Origin of the sequence: Streptomyces sp. NPDC053427 (assembly GCF_044544985.1) — a bacterium.
Classification (GTDB): domain Bacteria; phylum Actinomycetota; class Actinomycetes; order Streptomycetales; family Streptomycetaceae; genus Streptomyces.
Genome location: NZ_JBITYA010000016.1, coordinates 145,308 through 166,755, shown reverse-complemented (window position 1 = coordinate 166,755; position 21,448 = coordinate 145,308). Strand labels below are relative to the sequence as shown.

The following is a 21,448-nucleotide window of genomic DNA, read 5'->3' as shown; positions in this document are numbered from 1 at the left end:
GACCGGCGGTGGGCGCCGCTGATGCGGCGCGTCGCCCGGGTCTGCCGCCCCCGAGAGGGCCGGTTACGGCCCGACGGATTCAAGGGGCCGCCCCGCCGCTCACGCCCCGTCCGGAACCAGCCGCAGCGAGATCGAGTTGATGCAGTACCGCTGATCCGTGGGGGTGGGGTAGCCCTCCCCCGCGAAGACATGGCCGAGGTGGGAGCCGCAGCGCGCGCAGCGGACCTCCGTGCGGACCATGCCGTGGGTGCGGTCCTCGATGAGTTCCACGGCGTCGGAGTCCTTCGGGTCGTAGAAGGACGGCCAGCCGCAGTGGCTCTCGAATTTGGTGTCGGAGCGGAAGAGCTCGGTGCCGCAGGCCCGGCAGGAGTACACCCCCGTCGTTTTGGTGTCGGTGTATTCGCCCACGAAGGCGGGCTCCGTACCGGCCTCGCGCAGGACGTGGTACTCCGCGGGGGTCAGTTCGGCGCGCCACTGCTCGTCGGGCTTGTCGATTTCGTACGGCATCGGGGCTCCTCGACTCGGGCTCTGCTCAGTCGGCCAGGCGGGACAGGATGGCGGGGCCGAGGTCGGTCACATCGCCCGCGCCCATGGTGAGAACAAGGTCACCGGGCTTGGCCATTCCTGCGATGACGTCCGGGACGGCGTCCTTGGCGCTCTCGGGGGTGACATCGGCGCCGGCGGCGCGCGCGGCATCGATGATCACGGCGCTGGTGACGCCGGGGATCGGGTCCTCGCGGGCCGGATAGATGTCCAGGACGACCGAGGCGTCGGCGAGGGTGAGCGCCTGGCCCATTTCCGCGCCGAGTTCCTGGGTGCGGGAGAAGAGGTGCGGCTGGAAGACCACCAGGACGCGGGCGTTCTCGTCGGCGGCGCCCCGGATGGCGTCGAGGTCGGCGGTCATCTCGCTCGGGTGGTGGGCGTAGGAGTCGATGACCTGGACGCCGGCCGCCTCGCCCTTGAGCTGGAGGCGGCGCTTGACGCCGGTGTACGTGCCGAGGGCGGAGGCGAGGTTGTGCGGCGGCAGGTCCAGGGCGACGCCGGCGGCGAGGGCGGCGACGGCGTTGTGGGCGTAGTGCCGGCCGGGGACCGAGACGGTGAAGGTGAGGATCTTGCCGCTGGTGAGGGTGACGGTGACGTCGCTGGTCAGGCCGCGGGGGTTGACCTTGAGGATGCGGACGTCGGCGTCCTTGGACTCGCCGTAGGTGACGACCTCGATGTCGTGGCGGCCGGAGATCTTCTCGGTCAGCTCGCGGGCGCCGGGGTGGTCGGCGGAGATGACCAGGGTGCCGCCGGGGCGAATGCGGCCGACGAAGGTCTCGAAGGACTCGTAGATCTCATCCATCGAGGCGTAGTTGGCGTGGTGGTCCAGCTCGACGTTGAGGACGATGGCGACCTCGGGCGCGTACTTGTGGAAGCTGCGGTCGCTTTCGTCGGCCTCGGCGACGAAGATCTGGCCGGCGCCGTGCTCGGCGTTGGAGCCGGGGGCGTCCAGGTCGCCGCCGATGGCGTAGGACGGCTTGAGCCCGAGGGAGGTGAGGGAGACCGCCAGCATGGAGGTGGTGGTCGTCTTGCCGTGCGTGCCGGCCACGGCGATGGGGCGCAGGCCGTCCATGAGGGCGGCGAGGGCGTCGGAGCGATGGACGGCCGGGATGCCGCGCTCCTGGGCGGCCGCCAGCTCCGGGTTGTCGGGGCGGATGGCGGAGGAGACGACGACGCAGGTGGCGTCCGCGGCCAGATTCCCGGCGGCGTGGCCGATGTGGACGGTGGCGCCGAGGTCGCGCAGGGCCTGGGTGGTCGCGGAGTCCTTGGCGTCGCTGCCCGCGACCCGGGCGCCGCGCTGCGCGAGGATCTTGGCGATGCCCGACATGCCGGCTCCGCCGATACCGATGAAGTGCGGCCGGTCCATCGAGGCTGGGATGGCGGGTGCCATGGGTGGGTCTCCCTGAATCGTCATCGTCGCGTGCGGTCGTGCGGTGGTGCTGTGGGTGATTCTCGCACCCGGGACCGGCAGGGCGAGGCGCCACGGTCGTACGGGGGTGTTTGCGGCGCTCAGCGGCGGATCAGACCCTGCCCGGTGGCGGTGGCGACCGCGGAGGTGCGGGAGTCGACGCCCAGCTTGGCGTAGATGTGGACAAGGTGTGACTTGACGGTCGCCTGGCTGAGGAAGAGCTGTTTGCTGATCTGGGCGTTGGACAGGCCGTCGGCGACGAGCTGGAGAACCTCGGTCTCGCGGCGGGAGAGGGTGGTCGCGGGGGTGCGCATGCGGTCCATCAGGCGCAGCGCGATGGTGGGCGCGAGCGCCGATTTGCCCGCGGCGGCGGTGCGGACGGCGGCAGCCAGTTCCTCGGGCGGGGCGTCCTTGAGGAGGTAGCCGGTGGCGCCGGCCTCGATGGCGGCGAGGATGTCGGCGTCGGTGTCGTAGGTGGTCAGGATGAGGACCCGGGGGGCGCCGTCGCGGGCGGTGATGGCGGCGGTGGCCTGGGAGCCGAGCATCTTGCCGCCGAACTGGAGGTCCATCAGGACGACGTCGAGGTCGAGCTGTGCGGCCAGGTCGACGGCCCGCTCGGCGGTGGGGACGTCGGCGACGACCTCGAAGTCCGGTTCGGTCTCCAGGACGGCGCGCAGTCCGGCGCGTACGACGGGGTGGTCGTCGGCGAGCAGCAGCCGTACGGGCGGGTCCGTGGCGGTCACGTGGCGGCCTCCGGGGTGGCGGGTGCTGCGGGGCAGGGCAGGGTGACGGCGATGGCGGTGCCCTCGCCGGGGGCGGTTTCGACGGCGAGGCTGCCGTGCAGGGCGCGGGCCCGGGCGCGCATGGCGGCGAGGCCGAAGCCGGTGCCGGCGGCGGCCGCGGAGCCGGGGGCGGGGAGCTGGGAGAGGACGAAGCCGGTGCCGTCGTCGACGACGTCCAGGGCGACCTCGGTGTCCATGTAGCTGAGGGTCAGCTCGACGCGGTCCGCGGCGGCGTGCTGGACGGTGTTGGCGAGCGCGGACTGGGCGATGCGCAGCAGGGCGACCTCGTGCGGGGTGGGGAGTTCGGTGGGGGCGCCGGAGACGTGGCAGTGCACGGCGAGGCCCGAGGTGCGGGCGGTGGTGGCGCAGAGCCGTTCCAGGGCGGCGGGCAGCGAGCCGGCCTCCAGGTCGGGCGGGCTGAGGGCGCGCACGAAGCGCCGGGCCTCGGCGAGGTTGTCGACGGCGGCGACACGGGCCTGGCGGACATGGCCGAGGGCCGTCTCGGGCCGCTGCGGTATGGCGCGTTCGGCGGCCCGGAGCAGCAGCTGGATGCTGGAGAGGCCCTGGGCGAGGGTGTCGTGGATCTCGCGGGCCAGCCGCTCGCGCTCGGCGAGGACTCCGGCGGCGCGTTCGGCGGCGGCGAGGTCGCTGCGGGCGGCGGTGAGCTCCTCGATGAGGCGGCGGCGCGCCTCGCTCTCCCGGTAGAGCGCCTCGTAGCCGAGGACGACGGCGACCGCGACGGCCGCGCCCAGCACGGGCCCGACGACCGTGCCGACGCTGAGGGTGTGCGTGTGCCAGCCGAATCCGGCGATGGCGACGGCGGTGGTGGCCGCGACGACGGGCAGCGCACCGCGCAGCGGCAGCAGGTGCAGCTGGACGAAGAAGAGCGGGAAGGCCAGCCAGATGCCGTCCGGGGTGAGGGCGAGCAGCACCGCCCACAGGAGCACGACGGCCCCGAGCCAGAGGGCCGCGGCGGCGGTGGAGGTGCGGATGCGGGGCAGCGAGGGGCCCGCGGCATAGAGGGCGAAGAGGGCCACGGCGGTGACGATGACGGCCGGGGCGTCGGAGGTGTGGTCGGCGACCGCCCGTCCGCAGGCGAGCGCGAGCAGCGCGGCCACCATCAGGTGGAGGCAGGTGCGCAGCACCCGCAGGACGGGGGTGAGGGAGTGAGCGCTCCCGGCGTTCTCGGTCACGGCGTCTTCAGGCTACGGGCCGCTCCGGCCTGCGGCATCAATCGAAAGGTGGAGCGCGGGCCGCACCTTTCGATACGGGCGTACCCCTCCTGAGCGCGATGCGCGAGGCCGTGGTCGCGGGCGAATGTGGGGTCAGCCGCCGGGCAGTGGGGTCCGGCGGCCCCGATCCGAGGATGGCAAAGCCTGTGTTCGTCGCCTGGAGAGACCTGAGGTTCGCCAAGGGGCGGTTCGCCCTGATGGGCACCGTCATCGTGCTGATCACGGTGCTGGTGGGCCTGCTGTCGGGCCTGACGGCGGGCCTGGGCCGGGAGAACACCTCGGCCGTCACGGCGCTGCCGGCCGACCATCTGGTGTTCTCGGCGCCTGCCGAGGGCAGCGCCGTCTCCTTCGCCGATTCGCGGCTGCCGCAGCGGACCGTACGGGACTGGGCGCGGGTGCCGGGCGTGCGCGGCGCCGAGCCGCTGGGGATCGCCACGACGAAGGCGGAGGCGGGCAGCCGCACGGCGGCGGTGTCGGCGTTCGGGATACGTGCCGGGTCGCCGCTGGGGCCGGGCGGCAGGTCCGTCGGCGACGGCGAGGCGGTGCTGTCCGAGAAGGCCGCGAAGTCGCTGGATGTACGGGCCGGCGGCTCGCTCACGCTGGGCGGGCGCACGGTCGAGGTGGTGGCGGTGTCAGGCGCGGCGATGTACAGCCACACCCCGGTCGTCTGGACGTCGCTGGGGGAATGGCGGAAGCTGCCCGGCGGCTCGGGCGGCGCGACCGTACTGGCCCTGTCCACCGACGCGGCGGCCGGTCTGGCCGCCGCCGACAAGAGGCTCGGCACCCGGACCGTCACGGCCGACGACGCCCTGAAGGCGATCGGCTCCTACACCGCCGAGAACGGCTCCCTCCAGCTGATGCGCGGCTTTCTGTTCGCCATCTCCGCGCTGGTCATCGGCGCCTTCTTCACGGTGTGGACGATTCAGCGCAGTGGCGATGTCGCCGTCCTGAAGGCGCTGGGCGCCTCGACCCGTTCCCTGCTGAAGGATGCGCTCGGCCAGGCCGTCGTCCTCCTGCTGATCGGTACGGCCCTGGGGACCGCCGTGGCGGCCGGGGTGGGCGCGGCCGTCGGCGGCACCGTGCCGTTCGTGCTCGACCCCGCCACCGTGCTGATCCCGGCCCTGATCATGATCGCGCTGGGTGCCGTCGGCGCCGCGCTGTCCATCCGCCGCATCACGTCCGTAGACCCGCTGACCGCCCTGGGAAGTGCCCGATGAGCCTCGAACTGACCGATGTCACCCTCACCTACCCCGACGGCGGCGGCCGGCTGACCGCACTGGACGCGGTGTCGCTGGCGGTACCGGCCGGCCGGATGACGGCGGTGATCGGCCCGTCCGGCTCCGGCAAGTCGAGCCTGCTGGCGGTGGCCGCGACGCTGATCACCCCGGACCGCGGGCGGGTGGTGGTCAACGGCACGGACACCACGGGCCTGAGCCGCGCCGAGCTGACGACGCTGCGCCGCACGACCATCGGCACGGTCTTCCAGCAGCCGAATCTGCTGCCGTCCCTGACTGCCGCCGAGCAGCTGCAGGTGATGGCCCACCTGGACGGCCGCTCACCCCGTAAGGCCAGGTCGCGGGCGCTGGAGCTGCTGGCGGCGGTCGGCCTGGAGGGCCGGGCCGACCGGCGGCCGCACCAGCTGTCGGGCGGCCAGCGGCAGCGGATCAACATCGCGCGGGCGCTGATGAACGAGCCGGCCGTCCTGCTGGTGGACGAGCCGACCAGCGCCCTGGACCACGAGCGGGGCGCCGCGGTGCTGGATCTGCTCACCACGCTCAGCCATCAGCGCGCGACCGCGACGGTGCTGGTCACCCACGACCGTTCGCATCTGGACGCGGTGGACGAGATCGCCGAGGTGCGGGACGGGCGGCTGGGCGCCCCGCTACGGGCGTGAGGGCGGGCGCGGGCCTCGGGGCGTCGGCCGACCGGCTCGCCTAGGTGGTGTCCGCAAAGTCCCGTCGTCCGCCCGGAGGGCGGGCCTCGCGGCGTCTGGTGCGTGCGATCGCAAGGCGGAGGGTCGTCCTCGTAGCGGGCTACGTGGACGATCCCGTCAACGCAGCGAGCGTGCGTGCCAGGCGCCGCGAGCCAGGCGGGACTTTGCGGACACCACCTAAGGGGTTTCGTCGTTGGCCGGGTCGTCGGGCGCGTGCGCGAAGAGTTTGAGGACCGGCACGCCGACCTTGTGGCGGGCGCGGGAGGCCCAGTCGCGGTGGAAGAACTCCTCGACGAAGTGCGGGGCGGTCAGCACGATCACCTCGTCGGCGTGGGTCTGCTCGACGACGGACTGCAGTAGGTCAAGCGGGTGCTCCTCGACCACCTGTCCGACGGCCTCGGCCCCGGTGGCGCGCAGCGCGGCGAGGGTGTGGGTCAGGGCGCGCTCGACGGAGAGCTCCGTGGTGCTCTCCGCGCCCTCGCGCACCGCATCGTCGAATTCGCCGAGCGCGACATCGTCGATGGCCCTGAGCAGGACGTCCTGCTTGCCGCGCGGCTGCATCAGGATGACGAATGATCCCTGGTCATCGCCGTGCAGGGTGCTCACGAACTCCACGTCGGCGGGCGTCAGAGGCTTCTCGATCATCAATACGCTCGTGAACACGACGGACGCCCTTCTCCTCTTCGGGCCCGCAGGGCGCGGAGCCCACAGAAACCATCCTGCCCCGTCGCCACACGGGACCTGTTGGCCTTTAGTGTGCCCAACCGAAGCTAAGCGGAACTGATAATTCCGCTCATTGTCAGGACCGACGGTAGCGGGTGAACAGGAACCCGGCCTCCTCCAGAACGGACGCCAGGACGAACCTTTCGGGAACCGGCACCGCCGGGCCGTTCATGATCCTTGGCGCATCGCCGACGGCGACCACCGGAGCCAGCGACAGACACATCTCGTCCAGCGCGCCGGCCGCCGCGAACTGCCCCAGGAGCGACGGTCCGCCCTCGGTGAGCAGGCGCTCATGCCCCCGCTCGGCGAGCACCCCGGCCACCCGCGCCGGATCCACGCCCAGCCCCTCGCCCGCGAAGAGCACCTCGGCGCCCGCCGCACGCGCCGCGTTCACCCGGTCCGAAGGGGCGCCCGCGCCGGTCAGTACGAGGGTGGGCACCACCGGCTCGGTGAACAGCGGCAGCGTGAAGTCCAGGCCGAGCCCCGCGGTCACCACCGCGATGGCGGGGGCCGGGCCCTGGCCCGCGGCGGCCCGCCGGGCGGCGAACGCCTCGCGCGCGCGGGCCGGACGGTAGCCCTCCTGCCGGACCGTCTCGGCGCCGGCCACCACCGCGTCCGCAAGCCCCCGCAGCACGCCGAAGATCCGCATGTCGGCAGCGCTGGACAGCGGCTGGGAGCGGCCTTCGTGATGGGCCGCGCCGTCCATGGACGAGACCATGTTCGCGCGCAGCCAGCCGGTACGGCCGGCCCGTACGGGATCGTCCGCCGCCGGATACGCATAGGCGTCGGCCAGCTCGTCCAGCGTCCACTCGCGGTCCCGGATGTCCGCAGGCACCGCCCCCGACGAGGGGTTCTCGCCGTCATGGGGCACTGCGGACGGAGCGGTTTGCTGAGCGAATGGGGGATACAGGCGTCGCATGGCGGCAGTGTGACATGCCTCGCTCACGGGGCCGAGGGGTCTCGCGGAGCGACTAGGCTGGACGGCTGTGTCGTCGTCTTCCCAGCCCTCGCCGCCCCAGCCCGCCCCGATAGCCGGAGCCCCGGCTGACGGGAGCGATGGGGCCCCCGCCGCGCTCACCGCACGCGCGCCGCACGTCCCGGCCGACCGTCTGGTCGCCGAGATGGTGCCGCCGCCGCGATTCCAGGGCGCCCGCTTCGACACGTACATACCCGACCCGAACCAGCCCAGCCAGGCCGAGGCCGTCCAGCTGCTGAGCACCTTCGCCGCGAGCATCGAGGGCGGAGCGGGCGCCGGCGGTACGGCGAAGCGACGCTGGTTCGCCAAGAAGCCTGCCGCCCCCAAGGGCCCCCGCGGCGTCTATCTGGACGGCGGTTACGGCGTCGGCAAGACCCATCTGCTCGCCTCCCTGTGGCACGCCACCCCCGCCCCGCCCGAGCGCAAGGCCTTCGGCACGTTCGTCGAGCTCACCAACCTCGTCGGCGCGCTCGGCTTCCAGCAGACCATCCGCACCCTCGGCGAGCACAAGCTGCTGTGCATCGACGAGTTCGAATTGGACGACCCCGGCGACACGGTGCTGGTCTCCACCCTCCTCGGCAAGCTGGTCGACTCCGGCGTGGCGCTGGCCGCCACCTCCAACACGCTGCCCGGCAAACTCGGCGAGGGCCGGTTCGCCGCCGTCGACTTCCTGCGCGAGATACAAGGGCTCAGCGCGCACTTCCGCCCGCTGCGCATCGACGGCGAGGACTACCGCCACCGTGGTCTGCCCGAGGCGCCCGCCCCGTACGACGACGAAACCGTCACCCGCACCGCCTACCGCACCCCCGGCGCCTCGCTCGACGACTTCCCGTCCCTGCTGGACCACCTCTCCAAGGTCCACCCCAGCCGCTACGGCGCGATGTGCGACGACATACAGGCCGTCTGCCTCACCGATGTCCAGGCGGTGCCCGACCAGTCCACCGCGCTGCGCCTGGTGGTCCTCGCCGACCGGCTCTACGACCGCGAGATACCGGTGCTGACCTCCGGCAAGGCCTTCGACGAGCTGTTCAGCGACGAGATGCTGCGCGGCGGCTACCGGAAGAAGTACTTCCGCGCCATCTCCCGGCTGACGGCGCTGGCGCGCGACGCGGGGACGCTGGTCGCGCACTAGGACGGCGGGGCAGGCGGCTCGGCGGACGGCGCACGGACGGCAAACGGGCGGCACGCGGAGGGGGACGGCCGAGCAACGGAGATGCACTGCCGCCCCAAGGGCATCCGGGGGAACGCTGGTTCGCCAGGTTCCCGGCGGCGGGGGCGCGTGGTACACACAACCGGGTCACGTCACCTGTCCGCCAACAGGGAGCTGCCCATGTCCGCGACACGACGTCAGATTCTGGCAAGAACCGGTGCATTGGGGGCGTCCATCGCCTTCGCCGGGAGCCTCTCGGAGATCTTTGCGGGGACCGCGACCGCCCGGAGCATGGGCGAGAGCGGCTACGGACCGCTGGTCCCCGACCCCGACGGCCTGCTCGACCTCCCCCAGGGATTCCACTACCGGGTCCTCTCCCGGGAGGGCGACCCGCTCCCCTCGGGCGAGGGCAAGGTGCCCAGCAACTGTGACGGCATGTCGGCGTTCCCCGGGCGCCGCGGCGGCACGTACCTCGTCCGCAACCACGAGAACCGTACGAACTCCCGCTCCGCCGTCCCCCGGGTCCCCGACCTGACCTACGACCCCGGCGGTGAGGGCGGCTGTACGGCCCTGGAACTCGACCGGGACAACACCGTGCGCTCCGAGCGGGTCGCCATCGCCGGTACCTCCACCAACTGCGCGGGCGGCCACACGCCTTGGAACACCTGGCTGACCTGCGAGGAGACCGAGTTCCGGGCCGGGGATGAGAACTACACCAAGGACCACGGGTTCATCTTCGAGGTCGATCCCTACGACCCGCGGCGCACCGGAGCCGTCCCGCTGACCGCGATGGGCCGCTTCCAGCACGAGGCCATCGCGGTGGACCCCGGCACCGGCACGGTCTACGAGACCGAGGACGCCTTCGAGAAGCCCTTCGGCCTCTTCTACCGCTTTCTGCCCGAGCAGCCGATGGGCGGCCGCGGCTCACTGCGCGCGGGCGGCCGCCTCCAGGCGCTGCGCGTCCCCGGCGTGCCCGACCTGTCCACCGTCCAAACGCCCGGCACCACCTTCGACCGCGTCACCTGGGTGGACGTCCCCGATCCGCTCGCCCGTCGGACACCGATCCGCTTCCAGGACTTCGGCCCCCAGGGCATCACCCACGCCCAGAAGCTGGAGGGCTGCTACTGGGGCGGCTCCTGCGTCTACTTCGTCTCCAGCTTCGCGCACCGCGACGCCGGTTCGGCGGCCGACCACTACGGCCAGGTCTGGAAGTACGACCCGCAGCGGCGCCGGCTCGGCCTGGTCGTGGTCTTCGGGCCGAACACCGATCTCCAGCTCCCCGGCGAGTCCCCCGACAACATCTGCCTCGCGCCGAGCGGCGGCCTGATGGTCTGCGAGGACGGCGAGGGCGCCCAGCACGTCTTCGGCCTCACCCGGCGCGGCGAGGTGTACGCGATGGCCCGTGGCCGGCAGAACATCGGCACCCCGGACAAGCCGGAGTGGGGCGAGTTCGCGGGCGTGACCTTCTCCCCCGACTACCGGACGATGTACGTCAACTGCTACACGCCGGGGACGACCTTCACGGTCACGGGTCCCTGGCACCACTGAGCGTCGGCCGGCCCGTTCCCGGCTAGCCGGAGCAGGCGGAGCGCTGGGCTTCCTGCCACTCGCACACCGGGCAGAGCACCATGCCGGGACGGTCGGCCGGGTACTCGGTCGGCTTGCCGCACAGCACACAGTCCGCGTACGGCGGTCCCCCGACGGGGCCGCCGTGCGCGGCACCGTCCTGCGCGGCGCCGACCGGAACCGCACCGGCGGAAGCGGCGCAGTAGCTGGTGTCGACGTGCTGGTCGTGGGCGTGGTCGGTGTCCGGCATGGCCTCGAGCGTACGCCGGACGCACCTCGTCAGGTACGCCGGGAGCTCAGCGCGCAGGCGGCCGCGACGGCCGCCACGGCTATCGGGACGGTCCCGGCGAGCGGCAGCCACGGGATGCTGACCGTGCCGTGCCGGGAGCCGGTGACCAGGCCCGACAGGGCGGCGTTCGCCGGCGAGGCGCCCAGGACGAGCAGCAGCAGCGCGGCCAGCAGCCCGGCCGGTATGGCGGAGCCGGAACTGCGCAGGACCGGCCAGTTGCACAGCGCGCCGATCGCCGCGCCGAGCAGCACACAGGCCAGCGCGGTCAGCAGCCCGGCGCCGGCCGCGGGCAGGAGGGGGACCTCGACCCGAGGGGCCGAGGAGCCGGCATAGCGGGCATCGGATATCAGGGCGACGAACGTCGTCCCCAGGAGGGCGAGCAGCAGGGAGGTGAACGTCGCGGTCAGCAGGCTGGCGAGGTGGACGCGGCCGGGGCCGGCGGCGGCCGCGGTGCAGCTGCGGGCGGCCGGGGGCTCGTTGGTGACACAGATCCGGGTCAGCCAGACGGCGACGGGCAGCAGCCCGGCGGCGGCGACGCCGTACGCGTCGAGGATCGGTCCGCCGGCCTGGATGCCGATGGCCAGATACGCGGCGTAGAGGACGACCGGCGGCAGCCAGCGGTGCGAGCGCACGAGCAGGGCCGCCTGATAGCGGAGCAGGGCGATCATGAGCGGGCCGTCTCGTCGAAGCCGTGGTCGGGGGCGGGGGCCGGGTGCGGGGTGCCGGGGGCGGACGCGGACGGGGCGGTGGTGACCGAGCGGATGTGCCAGGGCGGGCGCGCGGCGAGCAGGGCACGGAGCAGGGCGTCGGAGTGGGCGGCCGCGACGGTCAGCCGGGACGTGCCGTCGGAGCCGGCCGAGATCTGCGGTGCACCGGGCAGATGCGGGGCGGCGGGGTCGGGCCCGTGATGCGGCATGCCGCCCGGCGCGCCCTCGACCTCGATGATCACCCGGGGGCCCGTCGCCGTCTCCTCCGCCGGGCCGCGCTCCCGCGGCATCAGCCGCCCGTCGGCGACGTGGTAGCGCGCATCGGCGGCGCCGGCCAGGCGGCGCGGGTCGTGATCGACGAAGACGACGGTGCCGCCGTCGGCGACCCGCTCGGCGACCGCCCGGTCGAGGACCTCGCGCGCCGCCTGGTCCAGGCCGGTCCAGGCCTCGTCCAGGACGAGGAGTTCGGGCTCGGCGAGCAGCGCCTGGGCGACCGCGACCTTCTGGCTGGTGCCCTTGGACAGCTCCACCAGGGGAGTGCTGCCGTGCCCGGCCGCCCCGAAGCGGTCGAGCCAGGCGGTGGCCCGCCGGGCCGCCTCGGGTCCGCGCAGGCCGTGGATCCGCCCCAGGTGGGTGAGATAGCCGACGGCGGTGAAGGGCAGCGCCGTCGGGAACCGCTCGGGCACATATGCGGCACGCGGGCGGCCGGTGATGCGTCCGGTACTGGGGCGGTCGATACCGGCGAACAGGCGCAGCAGCGTGGACTTTCCGCTGCCGTTGGTCCCCTCGACACGCACCAGCGCGCGGGCGGGCACCTCCAGCCTGACGTCCCGCAGCACCCAGGGTCCCCGTACCCCGTAACGCCGCCCGACCCCGTCGAGCTTCATGCCCCCCGACACCCCCGACACCTTCCCGTCCCCACCCCGTCGCCGAGAACCCGGCACTCCCCCAACTCCCCGCGCGCCCCGTTTGGTTCCCGCAGCGTTCCGCGCACATTCCGCGCACGGTTCCGCGGCGCACCCCGCACTTCCCCGACTCAGCTCGGCGCCCGGGTCCCCGCCCGGCTCCCACCGGCTCCCACCGGCTCCCACCGGCTCCCCGCTAGTTCCCCGCGGACTTCTCCGGACGCAGCTCACTCGGCCGCACGATCACGAACCCCTGGCCGTCCAGGCGCAGTTGGACGGCTTCGCCGGAGCCGCCACGCAGCATCGAGCCGATGCTCTGCGAGCGGTGCAGCGTGGTCTGCAGGGAGCTGCTCCAGCCGACCACCGCGTCGGTGTCGACGAAGACCGGGGCCTGGGCGGAGACGGGTATGACGATGGGGTTGCCCTCACACATCACGCCGAGCTTGCCCTGACCGCTGAAGACGGAGTTGAAGAGCCCGCCGCCGGTCATGCCGGCGCCCTTCACCACCTTGATCTCGTAGGAGAGGGACGGGTCGAAGCACAGCACATTGCGGCCGTTGATGGTGATGCCGTCGCCGGAGGTGAGGTCCATGATGAAGCAGTTGGCGGCCTCGTGCGCGAACCACACCTCGCCCTGCCCCCGTACGGTCATCAGCGCCAGGCCCTCGCCGGTGACGGCGCGCTTGAGGAAGTTGCCGACCCCCTGGCCCTGCCTCTCGAACTGCAGATTTCCCCGGTAGGCGATCATCGAGCCCTGCCGCGCGTAACACTCGCCGTTCACCGCGTACTTGATCGACTTGGCGTTCTGCTGCGTCATGCCGGGCGCGGTGGCCGGCGTGGCCATGTTCTCCGAAGCGAAGAGGTCACTGTTCATGGCCAGGATGCTAGGCCGTCCCCGTCGCTGCTGTCGGTGGCGGCTGGCAAACTGGTGCAAGTGACAGGAACCGATACCACCAGCCCCAGCAGCCCCTTCCACCACGAGGAGACCGATAGGGACACGGCGCCCCAGTTCGTGCTGCCTTTGGTCGCGCGGATCGAGCGGGCCGAGCCGCCGGCGCGTACGGACGCGCTGGAGACGGCGGCGCGGGCGGTGCTGGTGCTGCTGTCGGACGAGCGGGCGACCGGCGAGGGCGAGTGGGCCCAGGCCGTACGGGACTGGCAGGACGCCCGGATCCGCAAGGTGGTGCGCCGGGCCCGCGGCGCGGAGTGGCGGCGGGCCGAGGCCCTGCCGGGCATCACCGTCACCGGGGAACGCTCCCACGTGCGGGTTTTCCCGCCGGTTCCGCTGGACGGCTGGCCCAAGGACCTGGCGCGGCTCCAGGTGTCGGGCACCGAACTGGACGACCCGGAGCCGCCGGCCGCGCCCGACGCAGACCGGCCGGTGCTCTGGCTCAACCCCGAGCTGGACATGTCGGCCGGCAAGGAGATGGCTCAGACCGGGCACGGCGCGCAGCTCGCCTGGTGGGAGCTGTCCGAGGAGGAGCGCGCGGCCTGGCGTGCGGCCGGGTTCCCGCTGGCCGTACGGTCCGCGGAGCCGGCGGCCTGGGACGCGCTGACCCGCAGCGGGCTGCCCGTGGTCCGCGACGCCGGGTTCACGGAAATCGCCCCGGGGTCCTGCACGGTGGTCGCCGACCATCCGGCACTGCGACGGGCGTTGCCGCACGGCGGGTAGGGCGCTCCCGACCCCCGCCGCTGAAGCTCAAATCAACCTCTGAACACCGGGGATGCAGGATTCGGCCCGCTGTCAGTGGCCATGAGTACCCTCACCACGGAGGGAGAGGGGGAACCATGGAGCGCCTTGGTACGGGTATCGGCTGGCGGCCGGAAATCGCCTCGGAGATCGCCAGGCTGTCCGGTGTCGACTGGGTGGAGGTCGTGGCCGAGAACATCTGCCCCGGCCATCTTCCGCAGGCCGTAGAGGAGCTGCGCGAACGCGGCACGACCGTCATCCCGCACGGGGTCTCGCTCGGCCTCGGCGGCGCCGACCGGCCGGATCCGGGTCGGCTGACGGCCCTGGCCGAGCGCGCCGAGGCGCTGGGCGCGCCCCTGGTCACCGAGCACATCGCGTTCGTGCGGGCCGGCGGTCCGCTCACCGCCTCGCCGCTGATGGAGGCCGGGCATCTGCTCCCGGTGCCGCGCACCCGTGACGCGCTGGACGTGCTCTGCGAGAACGTACGGATCGCCCAGGACGCGCTGCCGGTTCCGCTGGCGCTGGAGAACATCGCCGCGCTGCTCAACTGGCCCGACGAGGAGCTGACCGAGGGCCAGTTCCTGACCGAGCTGGTCGAGCGGACGGGGGTGCGGCTGCTCATCGATGTCGCGAACCTCCATACGAATCACGTGAACCGGGGTGAGGACCCGGCGGTCGCGCTGGACGAGCTGCCGGTGGAGGCGATCGCCTACGTCCATGTCGCGGGCGGTGTGGAGCGGGACGGCGTGTGGCACGACAGCCATGCGCATCCGGTGACCCAGCCCGTGCTCGACGTCCTCGCCGAGCTCTGCGCCCGGACGACGCCGCCCGGTGTGCTGCTGGAGCGGGACGAGGACTTCCCCGAGGGCGGGGAGCTGGCGGACGAGCTGGACGCGATACGCACGGTGCTGAAGGAGGCCCGTCATGTCCAAGCGGCTTGAGGTGGTGCGCGGCGGCAAGGGCGCGCCGGGGTCCGGCACGGATGCGGCGCGGCAGCGGCTGGCGCTCGCGCAGACCGCGCTGCTGTCCGCGCTGGTCGCCGGCACGCCGGCCCCGGAGGGCTTCGACCGCACCCGGCTGGGCGTACAGAGCCGGGCGCTGACCGCCAAGCGGGCCTCCGTCGTCGCCAAGGTCGCGCCCGAGCTGCCCGAGATCCTCGGCGACGGCTACCGGGCCGCCTTCCTCGACTATGCGCGGCACCGCCCCATGACCGGCGGCTACCGGCACGACGCCCTGGACTTCGCGGGGCATCTGCTGGCCCGCAACCGTCCCGAGGATCCGGAGGCGCGGCGGCAGCTGACGCAGTGGTGGCGGGACCGCGCGGGTCCGAAGCCGCCGTCCACCGGGCCCGCGTCCCGGCTCGTGCGTGCGGTCCGGCTCGCGCTCCACCGGGGAGAGTGACATGGCGTACGCAACGGTGGTGTCCGTGGCGGTCGTCGTCTCGTCGCTGGTGCTCGTCATCGGTACGGTCACGGCCCGCCGGGCCACGCCGCGTATCCGGCTGGTGGACTCGCTGACCCACGACGTCTGGGAGATCGCGTTTCTCGCCGGCGGTCCGGGCCGCGTGGTGGACACCGCGCTCGCCGCGATGCACGAGGACGGCCGGCTGGCGGTCGGCGGCCCGGGCGTGGTGACCGTACGGCAGCCGGTCTCCCGTGACGCGGTGGAGGCCGCCGTTCTCAGCGCGGTCGCCGGGACCCCCGGTGGGGCGCTGCCCACGCTGCGCAGCACCGCCATGCAGAGCCTGCCCGTCCAGGCGATCGGCGACCGGCTGGCCGCCCGAGGGCTGTTGCGGCACCCGCGGAACGGCAGGACCTGGCGCCGGATGGCCCGGATCCAGACGGCGGCCTGTGCGGTGTTGTTCTTCGGCACGTTCCTGCTGGCGATCCTGGGAGCCACCGGCGAGGTCGGCCACGAGGCGCCGAGCGTCTTCGCGGTCATGCCCGTCCTCGTCGTGGGCGTCGTCGTCGCCTCGGTCTGCAAGCTGGCGCTCCGGCGGCGGGTCACGATGGCGGGCACCTTCGCCCTGAAGAGCGCGCGGGCCGCCAACCGCCCCAGTGCGGCCGGCGATGCCGTCCAGGCCGCGGGGATGGTGGTGGCGCTCGGCGGTGCCGCGCTGATCGCGGACGAGGCGCTGCGGGCGCAGCTGACGGAGGCTCAGCGCACCATGGCGGCCGCCTCGTCGTCGGCCACCGGTTCCACCGGTTCCACCGGCTCGTCCGGAAGCAGCTGCGGCTGGGCCACCCCCGGCGACGGGGGCGGCGGCTCCTGGTGCGGCTCCTCCGACGGCGGGTCGTCGTCCGGTTGCGGGAGTTCGTCCTGCGGCGGAGGCGGGGGCGGTTCGAGTTGCGGGGGCGGTGGCTCGAGTTGCGGGGGCGGCTCGTCGTGCGGGGGCGGCGGGGGCTGCGGGAGCAGCTGACCTGCGGACGAGGAACCGGGGCGCGGCGACCCGTCGGCGGCGGGAGCCGTGCCCGGATGCTGAGATACTGCGTGGCGGTCCCGGCCGGCCGTCCCGTAGAACCTCCGCCATGTGGCTCCTCTTCCTCGCCCTCGCCTGGATTGCGACGGGTCTGGCCTGCGCCGGTGTCTGCCGGGCCGCCGTCGCCGTCGGGCACGCCTCGCCTCCGCCGCCCGGCGCCGACGACCGGCGGCCCCCGGAGCTCACCCTGTACGAGACCGCCTACCTGGCCGGCGGCCCGCAGCGGCTCGCCGATGTCGCCCTGGTGTCGATGGCCCGGCAGCACCGGCTGCTGCTCGCGCACACCGGCTGGGCCTCCGTCGTCGACCCGGTCGGCCGGGACGCCGTCGAGCGCGCCGTCCTGGCCGCGATAGGGCCGGACGGCCAGCGCCGGATACCCGCGATACGGGGCGACTTCGCCGCCGCCGACCCGGTGCGGGCGCTGTCGGACCGCCTCGTCGCCGCGGGTCTGGCGCTGCCCGCCGGCGCCCGTACGAGCGTCCGTGCGGCCGTCCGCCGGCTGCCGGGCGCCGTCCTCCTGGTGCTGCTGACCGCCGGGGCCGCCCTGTGGATGGCACCGGCCGGGACCGAGAGCGGGCCGATGCTCGTGTGGTTCGCGCTGCCGTTGGTTCTGCTCATCGGCACCTGGGCGACGGCCCGTGCGGAGATCCATCCCTACCCCGAATGGGCCACGCCGGCGGGCGAGCGGCTGCTGGGGCGGCGCGAGCCCGCCGACGCCCGGCCCGCTCTCACTGCGCTGGCCGTACACGGCCGGGCCGCGGTCGCCGATCCCGCGCTTCGGGCCGCCCTCCACTCTTCCGGGGCATAGCGTCCGACACCGGTGCCCGGTGCTTTACATCGCGAACCCCCCGCTCAACTATCCCTTTTGTATGCACACCGTGCGGCCTAGTGCACCGAGCCTCTCGTCGTGCGCCACGCACCCCGCACCCCATGAAGGGACGGCTCGTGAGAACACTTGCGTTGTACGGCACCATCGGGTCGCTGGTCCTGACCGCCCTGGCCACCGCCCCGGCCGGCGGTGCCACCGCGCCGCCCGGCGAGCCGCCCGCCCCGATGCCGCAGCGCATCGTCTTCGGCCGGTGCGCGCCCGTGGAGCATCTGCCCGCATCCGTGCAGTGCGGCAAGCTCGCGGTGCCGCTCGACTACGCGCGTCCGAAGGGCAAGAAGATCACCCTCACCGTCAGCCGGATCCGCGCCACCGCCCCCGAGGAGCGGCAGGGTGCCCTGGTCTTCAACCCCGGCGGACCCGGTGCGAGCAGCATGGAATTCCCGCTCTACGGTGCGCTGCCCAAATGGCGCCGGACCGCCCGCGCCTATGACTTCGTCGGCTACGCGCCGCGCGGCGTGGGCCGCTCGGCGCCGCTGTCCTGCCAGGACCCGCAGGAGTTCACCAAGGCGCCCACCGACACCCAGCGCTACCCCACCGAGGCGTTCAAGCGGCAGAAGGTCGCCGAGGCGCGGGCGTACGCACAGGGCTGCGCCCGCAACGCCGGGGCCGATCTGCCCTTCTACAACTCCCTCAACAACGCGCGCGACCTCGACATGCTGCGGGCCGCGCTCGGTGAGCAGAAGCTGACGTTCATGGGCGCGTCCTACGGGACGTATTTCGGCGCCGTCTACGCGACGCTCTTCCCCGGCCACATCCGCCGGATGATCTTCGACAGCGTCGTCAACCCCGACCCCCGGCAGATCTGGTACCGCAACAACCTCGACCAGAACGTCGCCTTCGAGCGCCGTTGGGGCGACTGGCTGCGCTGGGTCGCGGGGCACCACGCCACCTACGGCCTGGGGACGACCCCGAAGGCGGTGCAGCGCTCGTACGACACGGCCATTCAGCGGGTACGCCGGGTGCCGATCAACGGGAAGATCGGGCCCGCCCAGCTGCAGTCGGCGTTCCTCAAGACGGGCTACAACGACGCCTACTGGCCGATCAGCGCCCAGTCGCTCTCGGCGTATCTGCACGGCAACATCAAGCCGATGGCCACCCAGACCCTGCCCAAGACGACCAACGCCAAGGCCGAGGAGAACACCAACGCGGTCTACACCGCCGTGGAGTGCAACGATGCGTCCTGGCCGCGCGACTGGGAGACCTGGGACCGGGACAACACCCGGGTCGCCCGCACGGCGCCGTTCGAGACCTGGGACAACGCCTGGATGAACCTGCCGTGCGCCTTCTGGCCCGACCGGATGGAGTCGGCCGAGGCCAGGCTCGATGCCGCGGTCGGCCGGGTGGCCTCGGACGCCTCGCCGGTCGGGGCCGGGGACGGGCTGGACGGCGCCCTCGACCATGCGACGACGACGGCGGTCGACGAGGCGCTGAGGCGGCGCGGCCCGCTCGACATCCGTACGGCGCCCGGCGCGCTGCCCCCGGTGCTGCTGCTGGCGGCCGAACGGGACGCGGCGACCCCGTACACGGGAGCGGTGGAGCTGCAGCGGCGGCTGGCCGGGTCCACGCTGGTCACCGAGCGCGGTGCGGGCACCCATGGCATCGCGCTGGGCGCCAACGAGTGCGTGAACCGCTACACGGAGGCGTATCTGCTGCGCGGCGAGGTCCCGGCGCATGCGGCGAGCTGCGCACCGCGCGCGGAGCCGGTGCCGAACCAGCAGCCGCAGGGCGCGGCGAAATAGACCCGGCGCAGGCCGAAGAGAGCACTGCGGGCCGTCCCCCGGGGGGCGGCCCGCAGCGTTGCGCGGCACGGCGGGTGGGACCGGACCGACGGCCGGGTCCCGTGACGCCGGACCGGCGACCGGCCTCGTTACGCCAGGCCCGCGACCAGTTCGGAGACCGGCTTGCGCCGCCCCGTGTAGAAGGGGACCTCCTCGCGGACGTGCATCCGCGCCTCGGAGCCGCGCAGATGGCGCATCAGGTCGACGATGCGGTAGAGCTCATCGGCCTCGAAGGCCAGCACCCACTCGTAGTCGCCGAGCGAGAACGACGGCACGGTGTTGGCGCGCACGTCCGGGAAGCCGCGGGCCATCTTGCCGTGGTCGGCGAGCATCCGGCGACGGTCCTCGTCGGGGAGGAGGTACCACTCGTAGGAGCGCACGAAGGGGTAGACGCTCACATAGGCGCGCGGCTGCTCGTCGGCCAGGAAGGCCGGGATGTGCGACTTGTTGAACTCGGCGGGGCGGTGCAGCGCCATGTTCGACCAGACGGGCTCCAGCGTGCGGCCGAGCCGGGTGCGGCGGAAGAGGTTGTAGGCCTCCTGGAGGGCGTCCGAGCTCTCCGAGTGCCACCAGATCATGATGTCGGCGTCGGCGCGCAGACCGGAGACGTCGTACGTGCCGCGCACCACGACGTCCTTGGCGGCGAGCTGCGCGAACAGCTCCTCGACCTCGTCGGCGTAGCCGCCGCGGACCTCCGGGAGGACGTCGCGCAGCTTGAACACCGACCAGAGGGTGTAGCGGATGACCTCGTTGAGGTCCTTCGCCTTTTTGCCGGCGTTCGGCGCCTTCTCGGAGGTCTTGTCGGAAGCGGTGGCGGGGGTCGAAGCGTCTGTCATGTCGTCCATTCTCACTCGCTCGGGGCGGCGGCCCGCGCCAGGGTGCCAAGGATGTCGTCGGCGGCCGTACGGGCGGAGGCGATGCAGGCCGGGATGCCGACGCCGTCGTAGAGCGCGCCGCACACCCGCAGCGGGCCCGGCAGCCCGGCGACGGCGGCGCGGATCCTGGCCACCCGGTCCAGATGGCCGACGGTGTACTGCGGCAGGCCGCCGTACCAGCGGGTGACCGTACCGGCGACGGGCCGGGCGGTCAGGCCGACGGCGGCGCCGAGGTCGGCGAGCGAGAGGTCGACCAGCTCGGAGTCGTCGCGCTCGAGGTCGGCGTCGTCCTGATAGCGGCCGATGGAGGTGCGCAGGACGAACAGGTCCGGGTCGGCGGCGCCGATCCAGTCCCACTTTTGACTGGCGAAGGTGGCGGCCTTGATGCGGTGGCCGTCGACGGGCGGTACGAGGAAGCCGCTGCCGCTGGGCACCCGGTCCAGGTCCGAGCGGCGGAAAGCCATGGTGACCAGCGCCATCGAGGCGTAGTCGACGGTGTCCAGGTCGGTGGCGGCGGCCGGGCAGTCGTGGCGGAGGAGGCGCGCCGCGACGTCCGCCGGGGTGGCCATCACCACCGCGTCGGCCTCGATCGACCGGTCGCCGACGCCTACCTGCCAGCCGTCGTCGGCCCAGCGCAGAGCGTGGACGGCGGAGTTGTCGCGGATCTCGCCGCCGGCCGCGCGCACGGCCTCGGCGACCGCGCCCGGCAGCGTCCCGATGCCGCCGTCGATGCCCATGAAGACGGGTCCGCCTGCCGGTGCGGTGGCGGCGGCGCGCGCCTGGATGGCCCGTACGCCCGCGAGCAGCGAGCGCTCGCTGCGGGCGGCCTCGAAGAGCTGCGGGACCGCGGCGTGCATGGAGATGCGGTACGCGTCGCCCGCGTAGACGCCGCCGAGCAGCGGCTCGACGAGCCGGTCGACGACCTCGCGGCCCAGCCGCCGGGCGACGTACTCGCCGACGGCGACGTCCTCGCCGACCTCGGTGCGCGACAGCTGGGCGTCCTCCTTGATACGGGCCAGCCCCGCCGCGGAGATCACCCCGGAGGCGGCGAGCGGGGCGAGGTCCCCGGGGACGCCCATCACATGGCCCTTGGGCATCGGGCGCAGCGCCTCGCGGGTCCACAGGGAGGCCGTGGCGGTGCCGGGCGGCCGGAGGCGGTCGCCGATGCCGACGGCCCGTGCGAGGTCCACTGCCTCCGGCCGTCTGGCCAGCATCGATTCGGCACCCAGGTCGACCCGTACGCCCGCGATCTCGCCCGCGCGCAGCTTGCCACCGAGCCGGCCCGCCGACTCCAGGACGGTCACCCGGGCGCCGCCTTCGAGCAGGCGGTGCGCGGCCGCCAGGCCCGAGATGCCGCCGCCGACGACGATGACGTGACCGACGCTGCCGGGCGGCCGGACCGTACTGGTGTGCACTGCGCTCATGCCTCCACTCTCTCAGAGCCCACTGACACGACCGTGACCGGATCGCGATCCGCGGAGGGCAACCCCGCTCCCCCGGGGGCCGTCGAAACGGCATCACCA

At 73.3% G+C, this 21,448-nt stretch carries 20 protein-coding genes and 1 pseudogene; 9 read left to right on the top strand and 12 right to left on the bottom strand.

The genetic code is table 11. The annotated features are described in order from the left end of the window. Positions 1-99 precede the first annotated feature (99 nt). The 4 genes from msrB to ACIGWZ_RS35995 all read right to left on the bottom strand — a co-directional run bounded on the left by msrB (position 100) and on the right by ACIGWZ_RS35995 (position 3,854). Entirely contained in the window at positions 100-507 is a 408-nt protein-coding gene (msrB, locus tag ACIGWZ_RS36010) for a peptide-methionine (R)-S-oxide reductase MsrB (RefSeq protein ID WP_400071644.1), read from the bottom strand. Positions 508-532: 25 nt separating this feature from the next. Then, a complete protein-coding gene (gene murC, locus ACIGWZ_RS36005) occupies positions 533-1,933 on the bottom strand; it encodes a UDP-N-acetylmuramate--L-alanine ligase (protein WP_400071642.1) in 1,401 nt (466 codons plus the stop codon). Positions 1,934-2,052: 119 nt separating this feature from the next. Then, positions 2,053-2,694, bottom strand: coding sequence for a response regulator (locus ACIGWZ_RS36000; protein ID WP_400071640.1), 642 nt, complete (start codon positions 2,692-2,694; stop codon positions 2,053-2,055). Further along, positions 2,691-3,854 carry a sensor histidine kinase gene (locus ACIGWZ_RS35995; RefSeq protein ID WP_400071725.1) on the bottom strand — a complete coding sequence of 388 codons (1,164 nt, stop codon included), beginning with the start codon at positions 3,852-3,854 and terminating at the stop codon, positions 2,691-2,693. Before ACIGWZ_RS35995 ends, ACIGWZ_RS36000 begins: the two co-directional genes overlap by 4 nt. Before the next feature lie 257 nt (positions 3,855-4,111). Here ACIGWZ_RS35995 and ACIGWZ_RS35990 point away from each other — a divergent pair, with 257 nt between their 5' ends. Continuing rightward, the gene (locus ACIGWZ_RS35990) at positions 4,112-5,182 is read left to right on the top strand and encodes an ABC transporter permease (RefSeq protein ID WP_400071723.1); all 1,071 of its coding nucleotides are present in this window, start codon (positions 4,112-4,114) and stop codon (positions 5,180-5,182) included. Then, the gene (locus ACIGWZ_RS35985) at positions 5,179-5,859 is read left to right on the top strand and encodes an ABC transporter ATP-binding protein (protein WP_400071638.1); all 681 of its coding nucleotides are present in this window, start codon (positions 5,179-5,181) and stop codon (positions 5,857-5,859) included. Before ACIGWZ_RS35990 ends, ACIGWZ_RS35985 begins: the two co-directional genes overlap by 4 nt. A 216-nt stretch (positions 5,860-6,075) precedes the next feature. Here the strand turns inward: ACIGWZ_RS35985 and ACIGWZ_RS35980 are convergent, their stop codons facing one another. Both ACIGWZ_RS35980 and ACIGWZ_RS35975 read right to left on the bottom strand, forming a co-directional pair. Further along, on the bottom strand, positions 6,076-6,543 hold the full coding sequence (locus ACIGWZ_RS35980) for an indole-3-glycerol phosphate synthase (protein WP_400071636.1): 468 nt from the start codon (positions 6,541-6,543) through the stop codon (positions 6,076-6,078). Between the two features lie 154 nt (positions 6,544-6,697). Continuing rightward, positions 6,698-7,540, bottom strand: a complete 843-nt coding sequence (locus tag ACIGWZ_RS35975; RefSeq protein WP_400071634.1) for a dihydrofolate reductase family protein — start codon at positions 7,538-7,540, stop codon at positions 6,698-6,700. A gap of 67 nt (positions 7,541-7,607) precedes the next feature. On the opposite strand from ACIGWZ_RS35975, the gene zapE reads away from it, so the two are divergent. Next, positions 7,608-8,729 (top strand): cell division protein ZapE, encoded by a 1,122-nt coding sequence (gene zapE, locus ACIGWZ_RS35970; protein WP_400071632.1) that lies wholly within the window; start codon positions 7,608-7,610, stop codon positions 8,727-8,729. Between the two features lie 198 nt (positions 8,730-8,927). Next, positions 8,928-10,295 carry an alkaline phosphatase PhoX gene (locus ACIGWZ_RS35965; RefSeq protein WP_400071630.1) on the top strand — a complete coding sequence of 456 codons (1,368 nt, stop codon included), beginning with the start codon at positions 8,928-8,930 and terminating at the stop codon, positions 10,293-10,295. Positions 10,296-10,317: 22 nt separating this feature from the next. Here ACIGWZ_RS35965 and ACIGWZ_RS35960 read toward each other — a convergent pair whose 3' ends face one another. The 4 genes from ACIGWZ_RS35960 to ACIGWZ_RS35945 form a co-directional block, all read right to left on the bottom strand. Then, positions 10,318-10,563, bottom strand: coding sequence for a hypothetical protein (locus tag ACIGWZ_RS35960; RefSeq protein WP_400071628.1), 246 nt, complete (start codon positions 10,561-10,563; stop codon positions 10,318-10,320). Between the two features lie 29 nt (positions 10,564-10,592). Next, positions 10,593-11,270: an ABC transporter gene (locus ACIGWZ_RS35955; RefSeq protein WP_400071626.1), complete on the bottom strand. Its 678-nt coding sequence runs from the start codon at positions 11,268-11,270 to the stop codon at positions 10,593-10,595. Further along, positions 11,267-12,196, bottom strand: a complete 930-nt coding sequence (locus ACIGWZ_RS35950; protein WP_400071624.1) for an ATP-binding cassette domain-containing protein — start codon at positions 12,194-12,196, stop codon at positions 11,267-11,269. Before ACIGWZ_RS35950 ends, ACIGWZ_RS35955 begins: the two co-directional genes overlap by 4 nt. Positions 12,197-12,410: 214 nt before the next feature. Continuing rightward, complete coding sequence (locus ACIGWZ_RS35945; protein ID WP_400071621.1) at positions 12,411-13,088, bottom strand: AIM24 family protein; 678 nt, start codon at positions 13,086-13,088, stop codon at positions 12,411-12,413. 60 nt (positions 13,089-13,148) lie between these two features. On the opposite strand from ACIGWZ_RS35945, the gene ACIGWZ_RS35940 reads away from it, so the two are divergent. The 5 genes and pseudogenes from ACIGWZ_RS35940 (at position 13,149) to ACIGWZ_RS35920 (ending at position 19,011) form a co-directional block, all read left to right on the top strand. Beyond that, complete coding sequence (locus ACIGWZ_RS35940) at positions 13,149-13,886, top strand: aminoacyl-tRNA hydrolase (protein WP_400071619.1); 738 nt, start codon at positions 13,149-13,151, stop codon at positions 13,884-13,886. Positions 13,887-14,002: 116 nt separating this feature from the next. Beyond that, positions 14,003-15,305, top strand: a pseudogene (locus ACIGWZ_RS35935) (DUF692 domain-containing protein). A gap of 1 nt (position 15,306) precedes the next feature. Then, a complete protein-coding gene (locus ACIGWZ_RS35930) occupies positions 15,307-16,323 on the top strand; it encodes a TIGR04222 domain-containing membrane protein (RefSeq protein WP_400071617.1) in 1,017 nt (338 codons plus the stop codon). A 109-nt stretch (positions 16,324-16,432) separates the two neighbouring features. After that, the gene (locus ACIGWZ_RS35925; protein WP_400071615.1) at positions 16,433-17,191 is read left to right on the top strand and encodes a TIGR04222 domain-containing membrane protein; all 759 of its coding nucleotides are present in this window, start codon (positions 16,433-16,435) and stop codon (positions 17,189-17,191) included. A gap of 122 nt (positions 17,192-17,313) precedes the next feature. Beyond that, the gene (locus ACIGWZ_RS35920; RefSeq protein ID WP_400071613.1) at positions 17,314-19,011 is read left to right on the top strand and encodes an alpha/beta hydrolase; all 1,698 of its coding nucleotides are present in this window, start codon (positions 17,314-17,316) and stop codon (positions 19,009-19,011) included. 128 nt (positions 19,012-19,139) lie between these two features. Here ACIGWZ_RS35920 and hemQ read toward each other — a convergent pair whose 3' ends face one another. Next, a complete protein-coding gene (gene hemQ / locus ACIGWZ_RS35915) occupies positions 19,140-19,886 on the bottom strand; it encodes a hydrogen peroxide-dependent heme synthase (RefSeq protein ID WP_400071611.1) in 747 nt (248 codons plus the stop codon). 11 nt (positions 19,887-19,897) lie between these two features. Continuing rightward, complete coding sequence (gene hemG, locus ACIGWZ_RS35910) at positions 19,898-21,349, bottom strand: protoporphyrinogen oxidase (RefSeq protein ID WP_400071609.1); 1,452 nt, start codon at positions 21,347-21,349, stop codon at positions 19,898-19,900. Positions 21,350-21,448: the final 99 nt, after the last annotated feature.

What these genes read in the sequence shown, in the direction of transcription:
- murC (WP_400071642.1), bottom strand. Translation starts at nt 1,933, where the DNA reads ATGGCACCCGCCATCCCAGCCTCGATGGACCGGCCGCACTTCATCGGT.
- hemG (WP_400071609.1), bottom strand. Translation starts at nt 21,349, where the DNA reads ATGAGCGCAGTGCACACCAGTACGGTCCGGCCGCCCGGCAGCGTCGGT.
- ACIGWZ_RS35950 (WP_400071624.1), bottom strand. Translation starts at nt 12,196, where the DNA reads ATGAAGCTCGACGGGGTCGGGCGGCGTTACGGGGTACGGGGACCCTGG.
- ACIGWZ_RS35920 (WP_400071613.1), top strand. Translation starts at nt 17,314, where the DNA reads ATGAAGGGACGGCTCGTGAGAACACTTGCGTTGTACGGCACCATCGGG.
- ACIGWZ_RS35930 (WP_400071617.1), top strand. Translation starts at nt 15,307, where the DNA reads ATGGCGTACGCAACGGTGGTGTCCGTGGCGGTCGTCGTCTCGTCGCTG.
- ACIGWZ_RS35975 (WP_400071634.1), bottom strand. Translation starts at nt 7,540, where the DNA reads ATGCGACGCCTGTATCCCCCATTCGCTCAGCAAACCGCTCCGTCCGCA.
- ACIGWZ_RS35925 (WP_400071615.1), top strand. Translation starts at nt 16,433, where the DNA reads ATGTGGCTCCTCTTCCTCGCCCTCGCCTGGATTGCGACGGGTCTGGCC.
- ACIGWZ_RS35965 (WP_400071630.1), top strand. Translation starts at nt 8,928, where the DNA reads ATGTCCGCGACACGACGTCAGATTCTGGCAAGAACCGGTGCATTGGGG.
- ACIGWZ_RS35955 (WP_400071626.1), bottom strand. Translation starts at nt 11,270, where the DNA reads ATGATCGCCCTGCTCCGCTATCAGGCGGCCCTGCTCGTGCGCTCGCAC.
- ACIGWZ_RS35995 (WP_400071725.1), bottom strand. Translation starts at nt 3,854, where the DNA reads ATGGTGGCCGCGCTGCTCGCGCTCGCCTGCGGACGGGCGGTCGCCGAC.
- ACIGWZ_RS35980 (WP_400071636.1), bottom strand. Translation starts at nt 6,543, where the DNA reads ATGATCGAGAAGCCTCTGACGCCCGCCGACGTGGAGTTCGTGAGCACC.
- ACIGWZ_RS35945 (WP_400071621.1), bottom strand. Translation starts at nt 13,088, where the DNA reads ATGAACAGTGACCTCTTCGCTTCGGAGAACATGGCCACGCCGGCCACC.
- msrB (WP_400071644.1), bottom strand. Translation starts at nt 507, where the DNA reads ATGCCGTACGAAATCGACAAGCCCGACGAGCAGTGGCGCGCCGAACTG.
- ACIGWZ_RS35985 (WP_400071638.1), top strand. Translation starts at nt 5,179, where the DNA reads ATGAGCCTCGAACTGACCGATGTCACCCTCACCTACCCCGACGGCGGC.
- hemQ (WP_400071611.1), bottom strand. Translation starts at nt 19,886, where the DNA reads ATGACAGACGCTTCGACCCCCGCCACCGCTTCCGACAAGACCTCCGAG.
- ACIGWZ_RS35960 (WP_400071628.1), bottom strand. Translation starts at nt 10,563, where the DNA reads ATGCCGGACACCGACCACGCCCACGACCAGCACGTCGACACCAGCTAC.